Source organism: Flavobacterium litorale, assembly GCF_019613795.1.
In the GTDB taxonomy this organism is placed as follows: Bacteria; Bacteroidota; Bacteroidia; order Flavobacteriales; family Flavobacteriaceae; genus Flavobacterium; species Flavobacterium litorale.
On the sequence record NZ_CP080429.1, the window covers coordinates 927,318 to 948,899 of the forward strand.

The window sequence follows — 21,582 nt, forward strand, 5'->3', positions numbered from 1 at the left end:
ATCTATACAATTGAAAACCAGTACGTATAAATATTTTCTTCTTTTTGGTATGGTTATATTTTTCATAGCCTGTTCTACCAAAAAAAATAGTTTCGTTAACCGTAATTACCACGCGGTTACTACCGAGTTTAATGTTTTGTATAACGGTAACTTAGCGTTAGATGCGGGCGTTAACGAACTAAAAACAACCTACCAAGATAATTTTTGGGAATTGCTACCCGTAGAACGTATGCAGGCTACCAAAGAGGAGATGACGCCTAACGAAAAGCGTAACCCCAATTTTGAGCGTGCCGAAGAAAAAGCAACCAAAGCCATACAAAAACACTCCATGTACATGGGGGGTACCGAAAAAAACCCACAAATAGACGAAGCCCACCTACTACTAGGGCAATCGCGCTACTACGATAACCGTTACATACCCGCATTAGAGGCATTTAATTACATACTGTACAAATACCCCGATAGCGATAAAATTGGCAATGCTAAAGTGTGGCGTGCCAAAACCAACATGCGTTTGGATAATGATGAGGTAGCCATTAAAAACCTAAAGGGATTATTAGAAAGCAACAAAAAATTAGACGACCAAGTGTACGCCGATGCCAATGCAATACTAGCACAAGCATACATTAAAATAGAAGCACCCGATAGTGCTTTGGTAGTGCTTAAAAGGGCTGCCGAATACACCAAACTAAAAGAAGAAAGAGCCCGTTACTACTTTATAAAAGGGCAACTGTACAAACAACTAAATTACCCCGATAGTGCCTATGCAGCCTTCCAAGAGGTAATAGACATGAAGCGTAAATCGCCCAGAAGGTATGTAATACAAGCACACGCTATGCAAGCAAGTCAGTTTGATTTTGCGAATGGTGATACACTGGCATTTATGGAAAAATACCGCGATTTACTCGAAGACAGGGAAAACCGCCCGTACCTTGATGTTATTAACCATCAAATAGCTTTGTTTTACGATAAACAGGATTTAGACGATAAAGCTATAGAATATTACAAAGCATCGTTGCACACAAAATTACCCTCTAAAGATCGTTACTTAAAAGCATCAAACCACCGCAATATTGCCGAGATACACTTCGAAAAAGCACGTTACCCTATTGCAGGGCTGTACTACGATAGTACTATGGTGTACTTAAACAACCGTTCGCGCGAGTTTAAAGCCATCAAGAAAAAACGTGATAATCTTGAAGATGTAATTAAGTACGAAGGCATAGCACAGGTTAACGATAGTATATTGCGCTTAGTATCGCTCCCCGAAGAGGCACGAATAGCCCACTTTGAAGCTTATATTGAAAAACTCAAGGAGGCAGACGAAAGAGAACGAGAACGACTAGAAAAAGAAGCAATCCGTCAAGAAAATATGGCTAGTGCAGCTAGCGGTGGGCAAGTTTCGCAAGCACAAATGGGTAACAATACAGCTAACAGTAAATTCCCTATGGGAGGGGTAGTCCCTAAAGACGGAAGTAAAAGAAGCGCACCAGGCTTTAGCAACCCCAACGGCTCAGCTATAGGGCAAGCAGCAGGAGGTACTTTTTACTTTTACAATACTGCTACAGTATCTTATGGTAAAATTGAATTCCAAAAACGATGGGGCAATCGCCCATTGGCAGATAATTGGCGTTTAGCGTCGGCACTGCAAAATATTGCCACAGCACGAGGCGGAAACGATGGTGCTGACAGCCTTGCTGTAGCAGGAGCAGACGCAGATAGTGCTAACCCACGTTATACCCCCGAGTTTTATATTGAGCAATTACCAACATCGCAAATGGTGCTGGATAGCCTTGCCAAAGAGCGTAACTTTGCCTACTACCAATTGGGGACTATTTATAAGGAGAAGTTTAAAGAATACCAACGTGCTGCCGATAAATTGGAGCAGTTGCTCAAAAACAACCCCGAAGAGCGTTTGGTACTACCCTCCAAATACAACTTGTACAAAATATACCAGATTATAAACCCCGAGAGGGCAGCGCTGTACAAGCAACAAATACTAAACGAATATCCAGATAGTAGGTATGCCGAGATTATAAAAAACCCAACACAATACAATGAAGATAACCAAAGCCCCGAAGCGGTATATGCCAGCGTATTTAAAAAATATGGCGATGGCGAAATACGAGAATCGGCTGCATTGGTACAGGAGTATATTAATCGTTACACGGGCGAGGATATAGTACCTAAATTCGAGTTACTAAAAGCTACCATTTCAGCTAGGCTTGCGGGTATTGATGCGTATAAAAAAGGGCTCAACTTTGTAGCCTTAAACTACCCCAATAGCGAGGAAGGCAAAAAAGCAGAAACGATGCTAAAAACCAATATTCCTCCGCTAGAAGCACTTACATTGGGCAATCCGTCAATATCGTATAAAATCATCTTTAAATTTGACGACCCGAACGACCCGAGAATAAAACCATTAGCGGCTAAGATTAAAAAATATATTCAAGAGGGATTAAACAACAGCATAACCCTATCGCAGGATGTGTACACAATGGAGTCGGACTTTTTGGTAGTACACGGCTTTAATAGTAAATTAGCGGCCGAAGATGCCGTATCGGTACTAAAAGATTACAAAAAATATAAAATTGCCGAAACGCCTTTTATCATATCGAGCGAAGACTATAAAGTAATTCAGATTAAAAAGAATTTTACAGAATTTTCAGCTATAAAGTAACACATATTGTATAAAAATGTTTGACAAAAAAGCACAAAAATCAGGAGGTCCCGATATAGGGAAAACCAACCGAATTGTAGAAGGAACTTTAATTAAAGGAGATATTACCTCGCAAGCAGATTTTCGACTTGATGGCGAACTGGAGGGTAATTTTATTTCGAGTGGTAAAATCGTTATAGGAACGAGCGGTAAAGTATTTGGTGACATTAAATGTAAAAACGCCGATATAGAAGGTAAGTTTAAAGGCAAAATGGAAGTAGAGGAATTACTTACCCTTAAAGCTAGTGCAAGCATTCTGGGCGAGGTTATTACAGGCAAACTATCTGTAGAGCCTGGAGCAGAATTTACTGCTACCTGTTCCATGAAAAGTACTGTAAAGCAAATTAGCAAAGTAAATGGACAACAAGCGGGATAACAACAACCGCCATAAATGGATTGCCCTTATTAACATACCCATACAAATGGGAATAATTATTTTTTTATTCTCGTGGTTTGGTGGTTGGATTGATGAGGAGTACGCTAACACAAAAAACACAAATCGCATAATCTTTACACTCTTGGGGGTGTTTATAGCCTTATACAATGTAGTAAGGCAGGTAAACGAGCTCAACAAATAATTATGAAAAAACATATTGGTATTTTTGTTGCCACAACCCTAATAGCAGCAGTATTATTAGTAGCTAACATCCTTATTTACGAGCAGCCCGAGCTACAAGCTACAAAACAAACATTTATATACGCATTGCCTACCATGTATCTCTTCTTTTTTGGGTTTACAGTAGCAATATTAGTAGCACTTATTATTACAGGTAAAAAAAGCAAAGAACAGATAGGATACGTCTTTCTTTTCCTAACAGCAACCAAAATGGGGCTTAGCTATCTTTTTGCCCGACCTATACTTAATAAAGTTGTTGATGACCCTACAGAAAAAATAAACTTCCTTGTAGTGTTTATTTTGTTTTTAGCAATAGAGGCTTATTATACAGCACGTTTATTGAACAATAAATAACAGATGCGCAATACTACTAAAATTATCTTAAAAATTTTCCCGTAATCAATTTGGAATATTAATTAAAAATGTACCTTTGCACAAAATTTTAGGACTGTAAAATTAAGATATTTAATAAGATGGTGTTTCCCGGAAAATTATTTAAGAACACAATAACAGCCCTCTTTGCTGTAATTCCTTTACTTTCTATTGCTAATGTTTCTGATGGAGCACAGCACGGACACGATGAGCCTAAGGACAAGAAAGAAGTAGTTGATGCCTATATACAGCATCACCTTCAGGACTCTCATAGTTTCATTCTTTTTTCTGATGAGGAAACAGGCGAGCACTACGGTTTTCCGCTACCTGTAATTTTATTTGATGACGGTGTTAAAATATTCTCATCATCAAAATTTCACCATGGCGAAGAAGTTGCCGAAGTAGATGGTAACCACTACGCGCTACACCATGGTAAAATATATAAAACAGATGCTAAGGGTACTTTAACTTTTGATGAGCATCATCATCCAACAAACGAAAAGCCATTCGATTTTTCAATCACCAAAAACGTATTTACAATGCTAGTTACAGCATTAATAATGTTTTTATTATTTGTAGGCTTGGCTAAATCATACAAAAAAGGTCCTATTCCAACAGGAGCAGGCAGAATTTTAGAGCCACTTATTATTTTTATTCGTGATGAGGTAGCTATACCAAACATTGGCGAAAAAAAATACAGAAAGTTTATGGGCTTTTTGTTAACGGTTTTCTTCCTTATCTGGATATTAAACCTATTGGGTATGACACCGCTGGGCGTAAACGTAACAGGTAACATCTCGGTAACCGTATGTTTAGCACTATTTACATATTTTATAACACAATTTAGTGCTAATAAAGAGTATTGGAAACACATTTTTTGGATGCCCGATGTACCTGTACTAATGAAAATAGTTTTAATGCCAATAGAAATATTAGGTACGCTAACAAAACCATTTGCACTATTAATACGTTTATTTGCCAATATTACAGCAGGTCACGTAGTAATAATGAGTTTAATTGCCATGATGTTTGTAGGTAAAAACCTTGCAGCAGACATGCCAATATCAATAGGATTAACATTATTTATCTCTATAATCGAATTACTTGTTGCATTCCTACAAGCATTCATCTTCACAATGCTATCATCACTATTTATTGGTATGGCGGTACAAGAACACCACCATGAAGAAGACCACGATGAGCATACAGAAGAAGAGCCAATAATAATATAATTTGAAGTTTAATTTTTTTTAATATATACTTATGGAAGGTACTCTTAACTTAATTGGTGCTGGTTTAGTAGTAATCGGTGCAGGCGTTGGTCTAGGTAAAATTGGTGGTTCAGCAATGGACGCTATAGCACGTCAGCCAGAAGCTGCTGGTAAAATCCAGACTGCGATGATTATTATCGCCGCTTTATTAGAAGGTTTAGCATTCGCTGCTCTTATCCTTGGAAAATAATAAAGAAAAAAGTTCAATGCTACCTGCAACGGTTGGTTGTAGGTAGTATTTGATAAAAAATTAAATTAAAACATATACTTATATAAAATGGATAAGTTAGTAAACGATTTTTCATTCGGTCTGTTCTTTTGGCAAGCAATTATCTTAATTGTACTTATACTACTATTAGTAAAGTTTGCATGGAAACCTATAATGACTGCTATTACCGAAAGAGAAGCAGGTATTGCAGGTGCACTTGCTGCTGCTGAGGCTGCACGTAAAGAGATGCAGAACCTACAAGCAGATAACGAAAGAATTTTGCAAGAGGCTAGAGCGGAAAGAGATGCCATGATAAAAGAGGCAAGAGAGATTAAAGAAAAAATGATTACTGATGCTAAGGCTGAAGCGCAGGTGCAGGGAGAAAAAATGATTGAGCAAGCAAAAGCATCTATAGAAAGCGAGAAAAACGCTGCAATGACAGAGCTTAAAAACCAAGTATCAGTACTTTCGGTTGAAATCGCAGAAAAGATTCTTAAAAACGAACTGTCTGACGTAGCTGCTCAAACCGTTATGGTAGAAACAATGCTGAACGACGTAAAATTAAACTAAGTTGGTTATGACAGGTTCAAGAGCTGCAATACGTTATGCAAAAGCAATACTCGAAACGGCACAGGCCGCAGGTAACGCTGCACCCGTAAATGAGGATATGGCGCGCATAGCATCTACGATGCAAGAAAACGCAGAATTACGCGATTTTATTAGTAGTCCTACCATAAAAGCAACAATTAAAGAAGAAACCCTTAAAGAAGTATTTGCAGGTTCGCAAAACATTACCTTAGGGCTTTTTAGATTGCTGCACGAAAACAAAAGATTTGAAATACTTACGCAGATAGCGTTACAATACGGTATCCAGTTTGATGAGTTAAATGGCAGAGAAGAAGCCGTTGTTACAACAGCCTTCCCAATTACTCCAGTGCTAGAGGCGCAAGTACTAGAAAAAGCAAAAGCACTATCTAACAAACATTTAGTGCTAAAAAATATTGTAGATCCAGCAATAATTGGCGGGTTTATATTACGTGTTGGCGACAAGCAGTTAAACGCCTCTGTAGCAAACAACCTATCAACATTAAAAAGAGAATTAAGTAATTAGTATTTACCACACGCAAGTGTTTAAATTATAAATAACTATTATGGCAGAAATTAAACCTGCTGAAATTTCAGCAATATTAAAGAAACAATTGTCCGATTTCGAATCGGGTGCTACCCTAGAAGAAGTAGGAACAGTACTTCAGGTGGGTGACGGTATTGCCCGTGTTTACGGATTATCTAACGCACAATACGGTGAGTTAGTAGCATTCGATAGTGGGTTAGAAGGTATTGTACTTAACCTAGAAGAAGACAATGTGGGTGTAGTATTGCTGGGTCCATCAACAGGAGTTAGCGAAGGTTCTACAGTAAAAAGAACACAACGTATTGCTTCACTAAAAGTAGGCGAAGAAATTGTTGGTCGTGTAGTAGATACCCTAGGTAACCCTATAGACGGTAAAGGAGCTATTGGAGGCGACCTTTACGAGATGCCACTAGAGCGTAAAGCACCAGGGGTAATCTTCCGTCAACCCGTAACCGAGCCATTACAAACTGGTATTAAAGCAATTGATGCGATGATTCCTGTTGGGCGTGGGCAGCGTGAGCTTGTAATTGGCGACCGCCAAACGGGTAAAACAACAGTATGTATTGATACCATACTAAACCAAAAAGAATTTTACGATGCAGGTAAACCTGTATTCTGTATATATGTAGCCGTAGGGCAAAAAGCATCTACCGTTGCAAACATTGCAAAAACGTTAGAAGAAAAAGGAGCAATGGCATACACTGTTATTGTTGCTGCTAATGCTTCAGACCCTGCACCGATGCAGGTATACGCTCCATTTGCAGGTGCTGCAATTGGTGAGTACTTCCGAGATACAGGTCGTCCAGCATTAATTATTTATGACGATTTATCAAAACAAGCGGTAGCGTATCGTGAGGTATCACTTCTTTTAAGAAGACCACCAGGTCGTGAGGCTTACCCAGGGGATGTATTCTACCTTCACTCAAGATTATTAGAGCGTGCTGCTAAGGTAATTGCTGATGATGGTATTGCAAAAGATATGAATGATTTACCAGATTCGTTAAAACCAATTGTAAAAGGTGGTGGTTCGCTTACAGCGCTTCCAATCATCGAAACACAAGCGGGTGACGTTTCTGCTTATATTCCAACCAACGTAATTTCGATTACCGATGGTCAGATATTCCTAGAGTCCGATTTATTCAACTCAGGGGTACGTCCTGCAATTAACGTAGGTATCTCAGTATCGCGTGTAGGGGGTAACGCACAAATTAAGCCGATGAAAAAAGTAGCGGGTACACTTAAGCTAGACCAAGCACAGTTCCGTGAGCTAGAAGCATTCGCAAAATTTGGTTCGGATCTTGACTCGGCTACATTAAGCGTAATTGAAAAAGGTAGACGTAACGTAGAAATCCTGAAACAAGCTGTAAACGATCCGTTTACTGTAGAAGATCAGATTGCAATTATCTACGCAGGTTCTAAAAACCTACTTAAAAAAGTACCTGTAGATAAAGTTAAAGAGTTTGAAAAAGATTATATAGAGTATCTTAATGCAAAACACAGAGATACACTAGACCAGTTGAAATCGGGTAAATATACCGATGCACAAACTGATGTGCTTGAAAAAGCAGCAGCTGAAATATCGGCTAAATATTAATTAAGATATTAGATTTTAGTTGTGAGTATTGAGATGAACCACGTTCTCAAATCTTAATTCTCACAACTTAATACTATAAAAAATGGCAAACTTAAAGGAAATACGTAACAGGATTGCTTCCGTTTCATCGACAATGCAGATTACCAGCGCGATGAAAATGGTATCGGCAGCAAAGCTTAAAAAAGCACAAGATGCTATAACAGCAATGCGACCTTATAGCCAAAAGCTTACCGAGCTACTGCAAAACCTAAGCGCTACTATGGATGGCGATACGGGTGGCGCATTTGCTGAGCAACGCCCTGTAAACAAAGTGCTCATTGTAGCCATTACATCAAACAGAGGGCTTTGCGGTGCTTTTAATAGTAATATTATTAAGCAGGTAAAAACACTAGAGGCAACTTATGCGGGCAAGCAAGTAAGTATTCTTAGCATTGGTAAAAAAGGTAACGATGTACTTGGTAAAACATGTACTATTACCGATAATAAGAGTGCTGTTTACGACGATTTAACGTTTGAAAATGTAGCCGTTATAGCACAACAACTTATGGACGAGTTTGCTGCAGGCGAGTACGATAAAATAGAGTTGGTATACAACCACTTTAAAAATGCTGCTACACAGTTAGTACTTACCGAGCAGTTTTTACCACTAGTACCTGCTGCTACCGAAGCGGTTGATAATAGTAGTGTTGATTACATTTTTGAGCCATCGAAAGAGGAGATAATTGAGCAGTTAATACCACTATCGCTAAAAACGCAGTTGTACAAAGCTATACGCGATTCGTTTGCATCAGAGCACGGTGCCCGTATGACAGCAATGCACAAAGCAACCGATAATGCTACCGACTTACGTAACCAGCTTAAACTTACGTATAACAAAGCACGTCAGGCTTCTATTACCAACGAAATCCTTGAGATTGTTGGTGGTGCCGAAGCATTAAATAACTAAAATTATTTAAAATAGATATATAAAAGCTATCCGAAAGGGTAGCTTTTTTTTATTTTTGAGAATATTTTGTGAGATGCTTGAATTGTTGCAACCCTAAATTTATACGAATATGATTCGATTGATGTCAATATTTAAATTATATCACAAATTCAAACTTTACCCTCTTCGAAAAGAAGTTTTAGTGAATCAATTTGATAAATACGAAAACTTTCTTCCATTAGTAACACTCGACCTATCCTATAAGGGAATCAGAGATAAAATACATATCATATTCGTTTGCTTTGCCCACTCGTCCAGACCTATTGACCCCGATTTTCCTCTAGGAGAAAGTATGGGCAATTACACATTTAAAATAGAAGAAAATAACTTGTATAAACCAATATTTTCTAAAAATGCTTTGAATATTGATAATAAATACCTGAATCATTTTGAATTGATTCAAATAGAATATTCCAAGCTAAAAAAGATGAATAAAGATATCCTTCATACAATAACTACACCCAATAAGCCTGAGTGGTGGCAAAATGACCAAACACCGTTAAACTCTATCGGTAAGGAATTTAAGTTCGTATGTCAATTAGAAATGGATAAGATATTTGGAGATCATGCATTAATGTGTACTTACATTTTTTATGATGAACACGACCGCGAGGTAAAGTATATACATCAGTTGGACTAAAACAAAATATAAAATTAGCATCTACACTAATATTCTCTACTTTTGTAACTACTAAAAAGTAATCCATAACCTTTGACCCTCTTTAAAAACCTTTTCAAACAAACAGCTATATACGGCATCGCTACGGTAGTACCGCGTATGTTCAGCTTTTTGCTTACGCCATTATATACCGAGTTGCTGCCCGAGGAGGAGTATGGCGCAGTATCGGTTATTTTTGCATGGATGGTACTTTTTAACGTGGTATTGGCGTACGGTATGGAAACTGCTTTTTTCAGGTTTTATACAGCAGACGATGCTAAAAAAGTACAATCTACGGCTACCGTATCCATATTCTGGACGTCATTACTGTTTTTGGCTGCTGCGCTGTTAGGTCGTAATTACCTTGCCGAAGCTGCTACGATAGATGTACGTTATATAACCTATACCATCTGGGTATTAGTTTTTGATGCGCTGGTAATTATACCTTTTTCCAAACTACGTGTTACGGGTAAACCAACGTTTTATGCCGTAGTTAAAATTGGTAATGTAGCGGTTAATTTGGGGCTAAATGTGTTCTTTTTGTTGTATTTGCCACAACTTGCAACCGCAAACCCCAATAGTGTTTTAGGCAGTATATACATACAAGGTTTTGAGATAGGGTATATATTTATATCCAATCTCGTAGCAAGCCTACTTACGTTTGCAGTGTTAGCACCGCACTATTTCCGAATATCGTGGCATTTCGATAAAAAATTGTGGAAAAAAATGATGCGCTACGCCATACCTGTATTAGTAGCAGGTGTAGCCTTTGCCATAAACGAAACATTTGACAGAATACTACTCGAAAAACTACTACCACAGGATGTTGCTAAAGCCGAAGTAGGTATTTATTCCGCCTGCTACAAGCTCGCTATTTTCATGACGCTATTTGCTACCGCATTCCGTTTGGGTATAGAGCCGTTCTTTTTCAGTCATGCAAAAAACGAGAATGCCCCTCAAACCTATGCCATAATTACCAAGTATTTTGTAATACTAGGCTCTATAATACTGTTAACTGTAATTATATTTTCGGATATACTTAAGGTGCTCATCATCCGAAACGAAGGCTATTGGGAAGGCATGCAAGTGGTACCGCTCATTATAATGGCAAATTTCTTTTTGGGCATCTACCATAACCTATCAGTGTGGTACAAACTATCAGACCGTACTAAAATGGGCGCCTACATCTCTATAATAGGTGCTATAATTACATTAGTGCTCAACTTCGTACTCATACCGCAATACAGTTATATGGGGTCGGCAATAGCCACCATAACTGCCTATGGCACCATGATGATTGTGTCGTACCTATTGGGCAGCAAATACTATCCCATTCCGTACGATTTAAAACGAATACTAGCCTATTTGGCACTATCCATTGGGTTATCCCTACTCTGCTTTTACCACTACCGCGCTAATTATGCGGTAGGCGTACCCATACTATTTATTTACATAGGCTTTGTTTACTTTAGCGAAAAAGACACGCTACATCGTATTATAAAACGAGGGTAACAAATTAATCAAACCAAAGGTTTGGTTATTAGTAATAGTATTTTGATATTTGATTGATAAACACATAAAAATGACAGTTAAAATTATAAATCGTTCGTCGCACCAGTTGCCTAGTTACGAAACGATTGCCTCGGCAGGGATGGACTTACGCGCCAACCTTGATGCGCCCGTAGTGTTAAGTCCGCTAGGCAGAGCCATTATAAAAACAGGATTATTTATAGAGTTACCCATAGGTTACGAAGCCCAAGTACGCCCCCGTAGCGGACTCGCTGCCAAAAAAGGAATTACCGTACTAAACAGCCCAGGCACAATTGATGCCGACTACAGGGGCGAAATAGGCGTAATTTTAGTAAATTTATCAAACGAAGCCTTTACCGTAGAAAATGGCGAGCGCATAGCCCAACTGGTTATTGCCAAACACGAACGCGCTGAGTGGCAGGAAGTACACGAACTTACTGAGACCACACGTGGCGAAGGCGGTTTTGGTAGTACGGGAGTAAAATAAAGCAATGCAACAAAAACAAACACCAATACAACAAAAATAAACATGAAAATTATTGTCCCCATGGCAGGTCGTGGTTCGCGTTTACGCCCACACACCCTAACAGTACCCAAACCATTAATACCTATTGCAGGTAAGCCCATTGTACACCGCTTGGTAGAAGATATAGCAGGTGTAATTAATCAGGAGATAGATGAAATAGCCTTTATTATTCACAGAAGTTTTGGTACGCAGGTAGAAAAAGACCTTGTAGCCATAGCCGAAAAATTAGGCGCCAGAGGCACAATATGCTACCAAGACGAACCCTTAGGAACGGGGCATGCCATTATGTGTGCTAAAGAATCGATGAGCGGACCTATAGTAGTTGCGTATGCCGATACACTATTTCGTGCTGATTTTACGTTAGATACTACAGCCGATAGTGTAATTTGGGTAAAACAGGTTGACGACCCAAGTGCTTTTGGTGTAGTACAGCTTAATGATAATAAAGAAATAGTCGATTTTGTAGAGAAGCCAAAAGAGTTCGTATCCGATCTTGCTATAATAGGCATTTACTACTTTAAAAGTGGCGAAACACTACGTAGCGAGTTACAATACCTTTTAGATAATAACATTGTAAAAGGTGGCGAATACCAGCTTACCGATGCTTTAGAGAACATGAAGCAAAAGGGCATGAAGTTTGTTCCGGGTAAAGTAGATGAGTGGATGGACTGCGGTAACAAAAACGTAACTGTAGATACCAATAACAGAATGCTTAACTTCCTGCATGCCGACGGTCATAATATGTTAGCCGAATCGGCAGTAGTAGAAAATAGCGAAATTATACAGCCATGTTACATTGGCGAAAACGTAGTGCTAAAAAATGCTACCGTAGGTCCAAACGTATCGTTAGGCGACAACACTACCGTAGAAAATACTACTATTAAAAACAGTTTGGTGCAAACCAATTCGGCAATTAAAAATGCCACGCTTGATAATGCTATGATAGGCAACAATGCACGTTTTAACGGTAATTTTACCGCAATTAGCATTGGCGACTATTCGGTTTTAGAATAAGATATATGAACATAAGAATTCTTTTTAGCGGATTAACGCTTTCTGGTTTGTTGCTGTGCCCCGTAATTACACAAGCACAGCAACAAGAGCCAGACGAAATTGTATTGGCACAAAACGAGTTTGAAGACAATTTTTACGAAGCCATAAAGCAAAAAGGAATTGAGAATTACGATAAAGCCCTACAAGCCCTACAAGCCTGTATTGCAATAAACCCCAATGAGCCTGCCATATACAACGAGGTAGGTATAAACCAACTAGCACTTAAAAATTTTCCTGAAGCCGAAAAAGCATTTTTAAAAGCTACTCAGCTCGATCCCGAAAACCGCTGGTACTGGCAAGGCTTATACGATGTGTACTACGCCGTGCAGGACTGGAATAAAGCCATAACCATAGTACAAAAACTTACCAAATGGCGCAAAGAGTTTTACGAGGAAGATTTAGTATCGTTATACATGTACACCAGCCAGTACGATAAAGCCATAGCGCTTATAGATGCATTGGATGCTAGTGTTGGCGAATCGCACAAGCGCGAAATGTACAAAGCGCAAATTATGCAAAACGAACGCTACAGTAAACCTAAAAAAGAAGTACTAGAAGCTGCCATAAAGAAAAATCCGAAAGAAGAATCTAATTACTTAGAGCTTATCTACCTTTATTCGGAGAGCAACCAAGAAGAAAAAGCGGAAGAGGTAGCTAAAAAACTCGAAAAAGAAATTCCCGATTCCGATTGGGCACAAGTAAGCCTTTTCAAGTTCCATCTTAATAATAACGAAGGCGATAAAGCATCAAAATCGTTATTCAGAGTATTAGAAAGCAATAAAATAGATCGTAAAATAAAACATCGTGCATTTAACGAGTTTTTAATTTTTGTGAATAACAATCCACAATTTAATGATGACTTGGCTACGGCAGCCGATTATTTTGAGGACGATGAGTTTGTAAATGTACCCAAAGAGGTAGGAAAATTCTTTTTTAGCAAAAACGATTATACACGTGCTATAGCCTATTTTAAAAAGAGCCTTGCTAACAATTCAGACGATATTGAGGCGATAGAGCTATTATTATACGCTTACAATGGGAGCAACCAAAATGAAGTACTCCTAAAAGAAGCCGAAAACTATTTGGATTTATACCCTACCCATGCAAGGCTGTATTACCTTGCAGGTTTAGCCTGTAATAATTTAGGCACCTTTAAAAAGGCAAAAGATTGGCTGGAAATGGGTATTGACTTTGTGGTTGAAGATACCGAGCTCGAAGCAGGTTTTAATACCGAATTGGGCAGAGCCTACGAAGGGCTTGGCGATACAAAACAAAAAGAATCGTATTTTGGTAAAGCGGAAAGATTGCTAAAATCGAAAAAAACAAGATGAGAAAAATAACCGCTTTTTTGCTAACAGTAACTGTATTGCTGTTGGCGTCCTGTAAATCCAAACAACAGGCTATACTTGCCGAAAAGCGTGCTACCAAGCCAAAAACAACCGCCCAAATAATACAAGGGCATTACACTAATAAAAAGGATTTTAAAACGCTGTACATACGTGCAGGCGTACGCTATAGCGATAAAAACACATCGCAAAAACTATCGGCAGATATACGTATTAAAAAAGACGAAAAAATACTGGTAAGCCTAAAGTTTTTGGGCATTACTATGGCAAAAGGGCTTATTACCCCCGAGGGTGTTAGCTATTACGAAAAACTAAACAATACCTATTTTCAGGGTAATTATGCTATGCTTAGCCGTTGGCTAGGTGCCGATTTGGATTATAATAAAGTACAAAACCTTATTTTAGGTAAAGCACTATACAACCTTAACGAGGGTAATTATAAATCGGGTATTAAAGACGATTTGTATGTACTGGGCGATACTACAGGAGGCATCACTAAACTATTTATGTTTGAAGGAGGTAATTTCCTCCTTAAAAAAGAAGTTATAGCACAAGGGGGTATGGATGCCCGTAGTTTAGATATACAATACCCCTCGCACAGCCAGTACCCTAATGCGGTATTGCCCGCAGCCATAAAAGTAATGGCAGAACAAAATGATAAGGTTACTATAGATATTGAGTACAATACTGTTACCTTTGATGAAGATTTTTCGTTTCCGTACAGCGTACCTGTAGGCTTCGAGCAGATTTTTCTTGATTAACCGAATATATAAACATGATAAGAGCAGTCCTTACCATTCTTTTTATAACTTTTACAACACTTGGTGTTGCGCAGACTGACCAGAAAAAGCAACTGGAGCAAAAAAAAGCGCAAATCCTTAAAGAAATCAGTGGGTTTCGCAGCCTTTTAAGCAAGGAGAACAGCAGGGAAAAATCGGTACTTACCAAAATTTCGGAAAGCGAAGCTAAAATTCGTCTTAACGAAAAACTTATCCAGAATACCAAGAAACAAACTAAAATACTTACCGACGAAATTTATCTGAATCAGCTTAAAATAAACAAGCTCAACAGAGAATTAAAAGTATTAAAAGAGGATTATGCTGCCATGATTGTAAAGGCGTATAAAAGCCGTTCGCAGCAAAGCCGTATTATGTTTATACTATCGTCGCAAAACTTTTTACAGGCATACAAGCGTATGCAGTACATGAAGCAGTATGCGAATTTTAGGAAGATACAAGGCGAAGCCATAAAAGCTAAAAAAGCTGAACTGGAAGTACTAGCAGCAAAACTAAATGCCCAAAAAGTAGAGAAAGAAGCACTACTTGCCGAAAACCTTAAAGTAAAAGCAGAGCTGGAAGAGGAGAAGAAAGAGCAAGAAAAACTCATAAAATCCATACAAAAGGATAAGAAGAAATACATTGCCGATATTAGAAACAGAGAGAAAGAAGCAAAAGCTATAGAGCGCAAAATTGACAAAATAGTACGCGATGCTATTGCGGCTGCCAACAAAAAAACAGCAGCATCGGGTGCTACAAAAGCAAGCAAAGGTTCAAAATCTACAGCAGAACCCAACAAAATAGTACTTACTAAAGAGGGTAAAATAGTTGCCGATAACTTTAATGCCAACAAAGGAAAACTACCTTGGCCTGTAGAGAAAGGCTACATGTCCATGCGTTATGGTAAGCAGCGTAGCCCGCTTGCGCCTAACGTGGAGATAGACCATGGGTGGATAGAAATTACTACAGAGGAGGGTGCCAAAGCCCGTTCTATATTCCAAGGAGAGGTAATAGATGTACAAATAATATCGGGGCTTAAATCGGTATTTGTACAACACGGTAACTACATAACCGTATATGGTGGTTTAATTAGTACCGATGTTAGTACAGGCGATAAGGTTGTTATAAAACAAAGCTTGGGTAATGTGTATACCAACCCTATATCGGGTAAAACCATAGTAAAATTCTCGATATTTAAAAACACCACAAAACTAGATCCGCAGTACTGGATAACACCATTATAAAAAACGTATTTAATAAAAATACTTTGTTTTCCAAAAATTAATATGATAGTAATATCTTTAACATGAAAATTATATATTTTCGTTTCAAAGTAGTACTAATCATTTAGATTTTGCATCCAATGGAAAAACACATTAAAACGCTATTATTTTTAGCATCATTGCTTATATTTTTTGTAAGCTGCTCATCAGCCAATGACGAAAAGATGAGTGAAACTTCCGAAATTATAGCCAATGAAAGAGATAAAATGCAACCAAAAAGCGGTATAACTCTTCCAAACCTTCGCTATTCTGGAAATGTTGAATTTTGGGATAACAAATCAGAAAATGAGTATGGAATTTTTTTTAAAGATGATAATGACCTATTCAATTTCATTGTTCTTAGCGATATAGGCAATACAACTACTTTACCAGACGGTAATTATGATATTGATGTTTACGAAAACGGTATTACCATTACTTCACATACATTACCAACAAAATCGTATTTTTTTGGGCTAGATAGCAATAAATCGAGGGCATTATTAACCGATTTAGAAACGAGTTATGTGTTTGAAAGCAGTAATGTAAGTGCAGGTTCATTATTACACAATTGGGGGCTTGGTTCCATCTATGATGATAAAACAATAGCGAGTGCTCCAATAATGTATCCGAGCCTTATACGCTTTTTAAACAGTTTTGCTGTTTCGGGGCACAATTGCCAGTCGGGAGGTGTAGGTTCATCTTCATGTTCATCTACATCGCAATATGGCGGTTGTTCAATTACTTGTAAAAGTGGCTATCATTCTTGCTGTGCAGAGGCTACACCTATGAAAGCAGCAGATTGTTCTTGTATAAAAGATGTCAAATAAACGGCTAAATATTCAAACAAAAAAGGGAAGCTAGCAGCCTCCCTTTTTTATTTGAGATTATTGTACAAATAACGCTTTTAATTCGGTTGCTTCGCTGGGGTTCATCTTTCCAGCCAATACAAGGCTTAGTTGTTTTCGGCGTAAAGCTGCCTCGTAACGTTGTTTTTCTAGCTCAGTTTGTGGTTCTATAGTAGGTATCTCTACAGGTCTGCCCGTTTCATCTACAGCCACAAAGGTATAAATAGCTTCGTTAGCTTTGGTTCTCGTACCCGATTCACGGTCTTCCGTCCAAACATCAATAAAAATTTCCATAGAGGTACGAAAGGTGCGCGATACCTTTGCTTCTACCGTTACTACACTACCCAATAGTATAGCGCGGTTAAAAGCTACGTGGTTTACCGATGCGGTTACCACAATACGGCGCGAGTGCCTGCGGGCTGCAATACTTGCTGCACGGTCCATACGTGCCAGCAGTTCGCCACCAAAAAGGTTGTTAAGCGGGTTGGTTTCTCCAGGTAATACCAAATCGGTCATGGTGCATGCCGAATCGGACGGATATTTTGACTGCATATTGTTTTTTGGGCAAAGATACACAGTAAATAAAAAATCCTCCGTAGTGGAGGATGGTTTTATCATTCTTTTATGAGAAGCCAAGCCTCCCTGTTGTCATTTTCCCGTATAGTATATAATGCTTGTAGTGCCTCGTTACTGGATGCGTAATTGCCGTAAATAACGGGGTGCAAGCCAAATTTGTTTTTGGCAATGGTTCTTGCCTCTGCATACCCTCTTGCTTTTAATTGTGCTACCGCAGTATCGGCATTTTCGGGGTTGCGGTAGGCTCCTGCTACTACAAAGTAGGGCAGTACGGCAACAACCTCCTCTTTAACGGGCAGTGTTACGGCAAAGGGGTTATCTATAAAAAAAGTAGCCTGTTGTATTTTTTGTTGTACTTCGGCTTGTGCCTCTTGTTGTACTAATAAAGTTTCGGTAGCTATTTTATCGTCATGGTACCATTTAAACCCAGCCCCCCCTATGGTTAGGGCTACGGCAAATACAGCCGCATATTTAAGGTAGCTGTAATTGCGTTTTCGGGTAGGGGTAAGTACTATAGGTGCTTTTTCTTCTAGTGCTTCTGCTATGGCAATATATTCCTCGCGCTTTATGGTGGGCGATGTAAACGAGCTTAACCCAAAAGCATCCGTAAGGTAATTTATGGGTGTATCGGGCGCAAACACAAAGTTTCCTTCGGCATTACTAGTAATAGTACCTAAGTTTTTAAGCGTTAGTGTTTGTGTATCTTGCAACTCGCTATACCAGTGGTTAACAGTGTTGGCAATGGCTGTAATAGCCTCATTGTACGATATTTTTTCTTGCAATGCGATATGATTGCCCAAAAGCCCATCATTATTCTTTAAATTCGCATTAAAAGAGATGCGTTTTTTAGGCGGATAGAAAGTATGTGTATCGTTATCGAGTTGTGCCGATGTGGTTTCGGCAAGAAATGCACCAAAGCCAGGAATGGTAACACACTGGTATCGATATAGTAGTGCGGATATGTGTTTTTCTATCATCATAAACACAAAATTAACGATTCAAATAGGAAACCAAAATTTTATCCACAAATTTTATTAACAATTACCAACTAATCGGGTAGCAGTTTATTTTATTTTTTAATGACTGATATTGAATTACTTAACACGCTTGCGCTACTCTGTGTAGAGGGCGTAGGCGATATTGTAGCTAAAAAATTAATACACCATTGCGGTAGTGTCCAGAATATTTTTTTGGCATCGCGTTCGCAATTATTGGCTATAGATGGCGTAGGCGATGTACTGTATAAAAAGCTTCAGGATAAGGCAGTTTTTCGTCGGGCGGAAGCCGAAATGAAGTTTATAAAGGACAATAATATCAATGTTCAGTATTATGGTGATGCGGATTATCCCGAAAGGTTGAAACATTGTATAGACGGACCTGTTTTGTTGTTTAGCTCGGGTGCTATAAACTTGCACGCCCAAAAAACAATAAGCATAGTGGGTACGCGCCAAATGACATCGTACGGTGCCGATTTTACCCGAAAACTACTAGCAGATCTTGCGCCGTTAAATCCTGTTATTGTAAGTGGTTTTGCTTACGGGGTAGATATACATGCGCATACGTTGGCTATGGAGCACAATTTGCAAACTATAGGCGTATTGGCACACGGGTTAAACCAAATATACCCTAAAGCACACCAAAAGTATGTGGCACAAATGAAAGAAAACGGTGGTTTTATAACAGAGTTTTGGAGTACTACTAAGCCCGATAAAGAAAACTTTGTACGCCGTAACCGTATTGTGGCAGGGCTTACCGAAGCGACTATTATTATTGAGAGTGCCGATAAAGGAGGCTCGTTAATTACGGCTACTATTGCTAATGATTATAACAGGGATGTTTTTGCCGTACCGGGGCGCATTACCGATAAATACAGCCAAGGCTGCAACAAACTCATAAAAACACAAAAGGCTAATTTACTTACGAGTGCCGAAGATTTAAAATACATACTAAATTGGGAGCTTGAAGATAAGAAACAACAGCCCGTACAAAAGCAATTGTTTATTACGCTTGAGGCGGATGAACAACAGGTGTACGATTATTTACAGAAAAATGGTAAAACGTTAATGGATATTATTGCGTTGCAATGTGGCATGCCTATCTTTAAATTATCGGGGTTACTACTCACTATGGAGTTAAAGGGTGTAATACGCCCTTTACCAGGTAAAATGTTCGAAGCTATTTAAAGTAATTTTCATTCGCAGTATGAAGTTCTCATCGACTGATTACTGAAAACCGTTACATATACCCTAACTTTTCTCTAACTCTGGCAAGTACGCCGTTGGCTATTTTCGCCGCTTTTTCTGCTCCTGTTTTTAATGCAGCATCAATTTCGGCAGGGTTGTTCATATAGTAACTGTATTTTTCGCGTGCTGTTTTAAACTCTCCTACAATTAGCTCGTATAAAGCTTGCTTGGCGTGCCCATAGCCGTAATTACCCCCTAAGTAGCTGGCGCGCATTTGTGCTACTTGCGCATCAGTACCAAGTAGTTTATATAATGCAAACACATTACAGGTATCGGGATTTTTAGGTTCTTCTAGCGGAGTACTATCGGTAGCAATACTCATTACCTGCTTGCGTAGTGGTTTATCGGCTTGGAAAATATTAATGTAGTTATTGCGCGATTTACTCATCTTTTCGCCATCCGTACCCGGAACAATTTTGGTAACATCGCTTGTTATAGCCTCAGGCAACACAAAGGTGTCGCCCATTTGGTGGTTAAAGCGCGAAGCTACATCGCGGGTAATCTCTATGTGCTGTATTTGGTCTTTCCCTACAGGTACAAACTCAGCATCGTATAGTAATATATCGGCAGCCATGAGCATGGGGTAGGTAAACAGCCCAGCATTAACATCGTCTAGCCTATCGGCTTTATCTTTAAAAGAGTGTGCTAACGTTAAACGCTGGTACGGAAAAAAACAGCTTAAATACCACGAAAGTTCGGTTACCTGCGGTACATCGCTTTGGCGGTAAAATACTACCTTATTAATATCCAAACCACAGGCTAGCCAAGTAGCAGCAACACTATAGGTGTTTTCGCGCAGCATTTTACCATCTTTTATTTGCGTGGTAGAGTGCAAATCGGCTATAAAAAGAAACGATTCGTTTTCGGGTTTGTTTGCCATTGCTATGGCGGGTAATATTGCACCCAATAGGTTGCCTAAGTGTGGTGTACCCGTACTTTGGATGCCTGTAAGTATTTTTGCCATTATTTACTTTTATTTTTTACAAAGGTAACGGTTTTGTTAAAAAAGTACTGCGCTAATTCTTACATTTGGCATAATGAAAATAGTAAAATATTTTTTGTGGCTATTGTGGCGCATCTGGTTTTACATCCTGATGGGAGTCCCTATTATACTACTATCGCCTGTACTCATATTGTCTATATTATCCGAAAAAACGTATCCGCAATTTTTCTTCATAGCACGTATATGGGCAAAAATTATACTATTGGGCATGGGCTTTTATTATAAAATTGAGCGCGAGCAAAAAATTGAGCGCGGCAAGAGTTATATGCTGGTTGCCAACCATACCTCTATGACGGATATTATGCTGATGCTCGTAGTCTCTAAAAACCCATTTGTTTTTGTAGGTAAAAAAGAACTCGCCAAAATACCCATATTCGGCTTTTTTTATAAGCGTACCAGTATACTGGTAGATAGGAATAATCCCAAAAGCCGACAAGAGGTTTTTACCCGTGCACAGCAAAGGCTTAACGATGGGCTGAGCATTTGTATTTTTCCTGAAGGTGGCGTACCTACGGATGAAACCGTTGTACTGGATGAGTTTAAAGATGGAGCGTTTAGGTTGGCTATAGAACACCAAATACCTATAGTACCCATGACGTTTCCTGATAATAAAAAACGCTTTTCGTATACTTTTTTTAGTGGTAGCCCTGGGCTAATGCGTGCCAAAGTGCACCGTTTTATACCTACAGCAGGCTTAACGCTTAACGATAAAAAGGTAGTAAAGGATACAGTAAAGCAAGTTATTTATAAGCAGCTATTAGCTTATAGTACAAAAAAATAAAGCGCCCCTATGTGTGCATGGACGCTCTATCCGCTCCCGATGGGAACTACTTACAAATTGAAAATTAACAAAACCAAATAATC

Annotated in this window: 23 protein-coding genes; 20 read left to right on the forward strand and 3 right to left on the reverse strand. The window is 38.8% G+C overall.

The window, feature by feature from the left end:
• Positions 1-10 precede the first annotated feature (10 nt).
• From porW to K1I41_RS04205, 18 genes are all read left to right on the forward strand, one after another.
• A complete protein-coding gene (gene porW / locus K1I41_RS04120) occupies positions 11-2,680 on the forward strand; it encodes a type IX secretion system periplasmic lipoprotein PorW/SprE (RefSeq protein ID WP_220641418.1) in 2,670 nt (889 codons plus the stop codon).
• Positions 2,681-2,696: 16 nt separating this feature from the next.
• Positions 2,697-3,095, forward strand: a complete 399-nt coding sequence (locus tag K1I41_RS04125; protein WP_220641419.1) for a bactofilin family protein — start codon at positions 2,697-2,699, stop codon at positions 3,093-3,095.
• Entirely contained in the window at positions 3,076-3,297 is a 222-nt protein-coding gene (locus tag K1I41_RS04130) for an AtpZ/AtpI family protein (RefSeq protein WP_220641420.1), read from the forward strand. Before K1I41_RS04125 ends, K1I41_RS04130 begins: the two co-directional genes overlap by 20 nt.
• A 2-nt stretch (positions 3,298-3,299) precedes the next feature.
• Positions 3,300-3,689 (forward strand): DUF6168 family protein, encoded by a 390-nt coding sequence (locus K1I41_RS04135; protein ID WP_220641421.1) that lies wholly within the window; start codon positions 3,300-3,302, stop codon positions 3,687-3,689.
• A gap of 119 nt (positions 3,690-3,808) precedes the next feature.
• A complete protein-coding gene (gene atpB, locus K1I41_RS04140) occupies positions 3,809-4,939 on the forward strand; it encodes a F0F1 ATP synthase subunit A (RefSeq protein ID WP_220641422.1) in 1,131 nt (376 codons plus the stop codon).
• Between the two features lie 31 nt (positions 4,940-4,970).
• Positions 4,971-5,168 (forward strand): ATP synthase F0 subunit C, encoded by a 198-nt coding sequence (atpE, locus tag K1I41_RS04145; protein ID WP_099085034.1) that lies wholly within the window; start codon positions 4,971-4,973, stop codon positions 5,166-5,168.
• Positions 5,169-5,255: 87 nt separating this feature from the next.
• Entirely contained in the window at positions 5,256-5,756 is a 501-nt protein-coding gene (locus tag K1I41_RS04150) for a F0F1 ATP synthase subunit B (RefSeq protein ID WP_220641423.1), read from the forward strand.
• A gap of 7 nt (positions 5,757-5,763) precedes the next feature.
• Positions 5,764-6,297 (forward strand): ATP synthase F1 subunit delta, encoded by a 534-nt coding sequence (gene atpH / locus K1I41_RS04155; protein WP_220641424.1) that lies wholly within the window; start codon positions 5,764-5,766, stop codon positions 6,295-6,297.
• 40 nt (positions 6,298-6,337) lie between these two features.
• Entirely contained in the window at positions 6,338-7,912 is a 1,575-nt protein-coding gene (gene atpA / locus K1I41_RS04160; RefSeq protein ID WP_220641425.1) for a F0F1 ATP synthase subunit alpha, read from the forward strand.
• Between the two features lie 82 nt (positions 7,913-7,994).
• A complete protein-coding gene (gene atpG / locus K1I41_RS04165; RefSeq protein ID WP_220641426.1) occupies positions 7,995-8,858 on the forward strand; it encodes an ATP synthase F1 subunit gamma in 864 nt (287 codons plus the stop codon).
• A 181-nt stretch (positions 8,859-9,039) separates the two neighbouring features.
• A complete protein-coding gene (locus K1I41_RS04170; RefSeq protein ID WP_220641427.1) occupies positions 9,040-9,537 on the forward strand; it encodes a hypothetical protein in 498 nt (165 codons plus the stop codon).
• A gap of 72 nt (positions 9,538-9,609) precedes the next feature.
• Complete coding sequence (locus tag K1I41_RS04175; protein ID WP_220641428.1) at positions 9,610-11,067, forward strand: lipopolysaccharide biosynthesis protein; 1,458 nt, start codon at positions 9,610-9,612, stop codon at positions 11,065-11,067.
• A 70-nt stretch (positions 11,068-11,137) separates the two neighbouring features.
• On the forward strand, positions 11,138-11,572 hold the full coding sequence (gene dut, locus K1I41_RS04180; RefSeq protein WP_220641429.1) for a dUTP diphosphatase: 435 nt from the start codon (positions 11,138-11,140) through the stop codon (positions 11,570-11,572).
• Positions 11,573-11,614: 42 nt separating this feature from the next.
• Positions 11,615-12,625: a sugar phosphate nucleotidyltransferase gene (locus tag K1I41_RS04185; protein ID WP_220641430.1), complete on the forward strand. Its 1,011-nt coding sequence runs from the start codon at positions 11,615-11,617 to the stop codon at positions 12,623-12,625.
• A 5-nt stretch (positions 12,626-12,630) separates the two neighbouring features.
• Positions 12,631-13,995 carry a tetratricopeptide repeat protein gene (locus tag K1I41_RS04190; RefSeq protein ID WP_220641431.1) on the forward strand — a complete coding sequence of 455 codons (1,365 nt, stop codon included), beginning with the start codon at positions 12,631-12,633 and terminating at the stop codon, positions 13,993-13,995.
• Entirely contained in the window at positions 13,992-14,771 is a 780-nt protein-coding gene (lolB1, locus tag K1I41_RS04195) for a lipoprotein insertase outer membrane protein LolB1 (protein ID WP_220641432.1), read from the forward strand. Before K1I41_RS04190 ends, lolB1 begins: the two co-directional genes overlap by 4 nt.
• Positions 14,772-14,785: 14 nt before the next feature.
• A complete protein-coding gene (locus tag K1I41_RS04200) occupies positions 14,786-16,030 on the forward strand; it encodes a murein hydrolase activator EnvC family protein (protein ID WP_220641433.1) in 1,245 nt (414 codons plus the stop codon).
• A 119-nt stretch (positions 16,031-16,149) separates the two neighbouring features.
• Positions 16,150-16,878, forward strand: a complete 729-nt coding sequence (locus K1I41_RS04205; protein ID WP_220641434.1) for a hypothetical protein — start codon at positions 16,150-16,152, stop codon at positions 16,876-16,878.
• Between the two features lie 57 nt (positions 16,879-16,935).
• Here the strand turns inward: K1I41_RS04205 and K1I41_RS04210 are convergent, their stop codons facing one another.
• Together K1I41_RS04210 and K1I41_RS04215 are read right to left on the reverse strand one after the other, a co-directional pair.
• A complete protein-coding gene (locus K1I41_RS04210) occupies positions 16,936-17,448 on the reverse strand; it encodes an acyl-CoA thioesterase (RefSeq protein ID WP_220641435.1) in 513 nt (170 codons plus the stop codon).
• A 62-nt stretch (positions 17,449-17,510) separates the two neighbouring features.
• On the reverse strand, positions 17,511-18,452 hold the full coding sequence (locus tag K1I41_RS04215) for an HU domain-containing protein (RefSeq protein ID WP_220641436.1): 942 nt from the start codon (positions 18,450-18,452) through the stop codon (positions 17,511-17,513).
• 99 nt (positions 18,453-18,551) lie between these two features.
• On the opposite strand from K1I41_RS04215, the gene dprA reads away from it, so the two are divergent.
• Positions 18,552-19,655, forward strand: coding sequence for a DNA-processing protein DprA (dprA, locus tag K1I41_RS04220; protein ID WP_220641437.1), 1,104 nt, complete (start codon positions 18,552-18,554; stop codon positions 19,653-19,655).
• A gap of 52 nt (positions 19,656-19,707) precedes the next feature.
• On the opposite strand, the gene trpS is transcribed toward dprA, so the two are convergent.
• Positions 19,708-20,679 carry a tryptophan--tRNA ligase gene (gene trpS, locus K1I41_RS04225; protein ID WP_220641438.1) on the reverse strand — a complete coding sequence of 324 codons (972 nt, stop codon included), beginning with the start codon at positions 20,677-20,679 and terminating at the stop codon, positions 19,708-19,710.
• A 73-nt stretch (positions 20,680-20,752) separates the two neighbouring features.
• On the opposite strand from trpS, the gene K1I41_RS04230 reads away from it, so the two are divergent.
• Positions 20,753-21,499, forward strand: coding sequence for a lysophospholipid acyltransferase family protein (locus K1I41_RS04230; RefSeq protein ID WP_220641439.1), 747 nt, complete (start codon positions 20,753-20,755; stop codon positions 21,497-21,499).
• Positions 21,500-21,582: the final 83 nt, after the last annotated feature.

Coding starts and splice junctions, on each gene's coding strand:
- K1I41_RS04125 (WP_220641419.1), top strand. CDS start 2,697: ATGTTTGACAAAAAAGCACAAAAATCAGGAGGTCCCGATATAGGGAAA.
- K1I41_RS04130 (WP_220641420.1), top strand. CDS start 3,076: ATGGACAACAAGCGGGATAACAACAACCGCCATAAATGGATTGCCCTT.
- K1I41_RS04135 (WP_220641421.1), top strand. CDS start 3,300: ATGAAAAAACATATTGGTATTTTTGTTGCCACAACCCTAATAGCAGCA.
- atpB (WP_220641422.1), top strand. CDS start 3,809: ATGGTGTTTCCCGGAAAATTATTTAAGAACACAATAACAGCCCTCTTT.
- atpE (WP_099085034.1), top strand. CDS start 4,971: ATGGAAGGTACTCTTAACTTAATTGGTGCTGGTTTAGTAGTAATCGGT.
- K1I41_RS04150 (WP_220641423.1), top strand. CDS start 5,256: ATGGATAAGTTAGTAAACGATTTTTCATTCGGTCTGTTCTTTTGGCAA.
- atpH (WP_220641424.1), top strand. CDS start 5,764: ATGACAGGTTCAAGAGCTGCAATACGTTATGCAAAAGCAATACTCGAA.
- atpA (WP_220641425.1), top strand. CDS start 6,338: ATGGCAGAAATTAAACCTGCTGAAATTTCAGCAATATTAAAGAAACAA.
- atpG (WP_220641426.1), top strand. CDS start 7,995: ATGGCAAACTTAAAGGAAATACGTAACAGGATTGCTTCCGTTTCATCG.
- dut (WP_220641429.1), top strand. CDS start 11,138: ATGACAGTTAAAATTATAAATCGTTCGTCGCACCAGTTGCCTAGTTAC.
- K1I41_RS04185 (WP_220641430.1), top strand. CDS start 11,615: ATGAAAATTATTGTCCCCATGGCAGGTCGTGGTTCGCGTTTACGCCCA.
- K1I41_RS04190 (WP_220641431.1), top strand. CDS start 12,631: ATGAACATAAGAATTCTTTTTAGCGGATTAACGCTTTCTGGTTTGTTG.
- lolB1 (WP_220641432.1), top strand. CDS start 13,992: ATGAGAAAAATAACCGCTTTTTTGCTAACAGTAACTGTATTGCTGTTG.
- K1I41_RS04200 (WP_220641433.1), top strand. CDS start 14,786: ATGATAAGAGCAGTCCTTACCATTCTTTTTATAACTTTTACAACACTT.
- K1I41_RS04205 (WP_220641434.1), top strand. CDS start 16,150: ATGGAAAAACACATTAAAACGCTATTATTTTTAGCATCATTGCTTATA.
- K1I41_RS04210 (WP_220641435.1), bottom strand. CDS start 17,448: ATGCAGTCAAAATATCCGTCCGATTCGGCATGCACCATGACCGATTTG.
- K1I41_RS04215 (WP_220641436.1), bottom strand. CDS start 18,452: ATGATGATAGAAAAACACATATCCGCACTACTATATCGATACCAGTGT.
- dprA (WP_220641437.1), top strand. CDS start 18,552: ATGACTGATATTGAATTACTTAACACGCTTGCGCTACTCTGTGTAGAG.
- trpS (WP_220641438.1), bottom strand. CDS start 20,679: ATGGCAAAAATACTTACAGGCATCCAAAGTACGGGTACACCACACTTA.
- K1I41_RS04230 (WP_220641439.1), top strand. CDS start 20,753: ATGAAAATAGTAAAATATTTTTTGTGGCTATTGTGGCGCATCTGGTTT.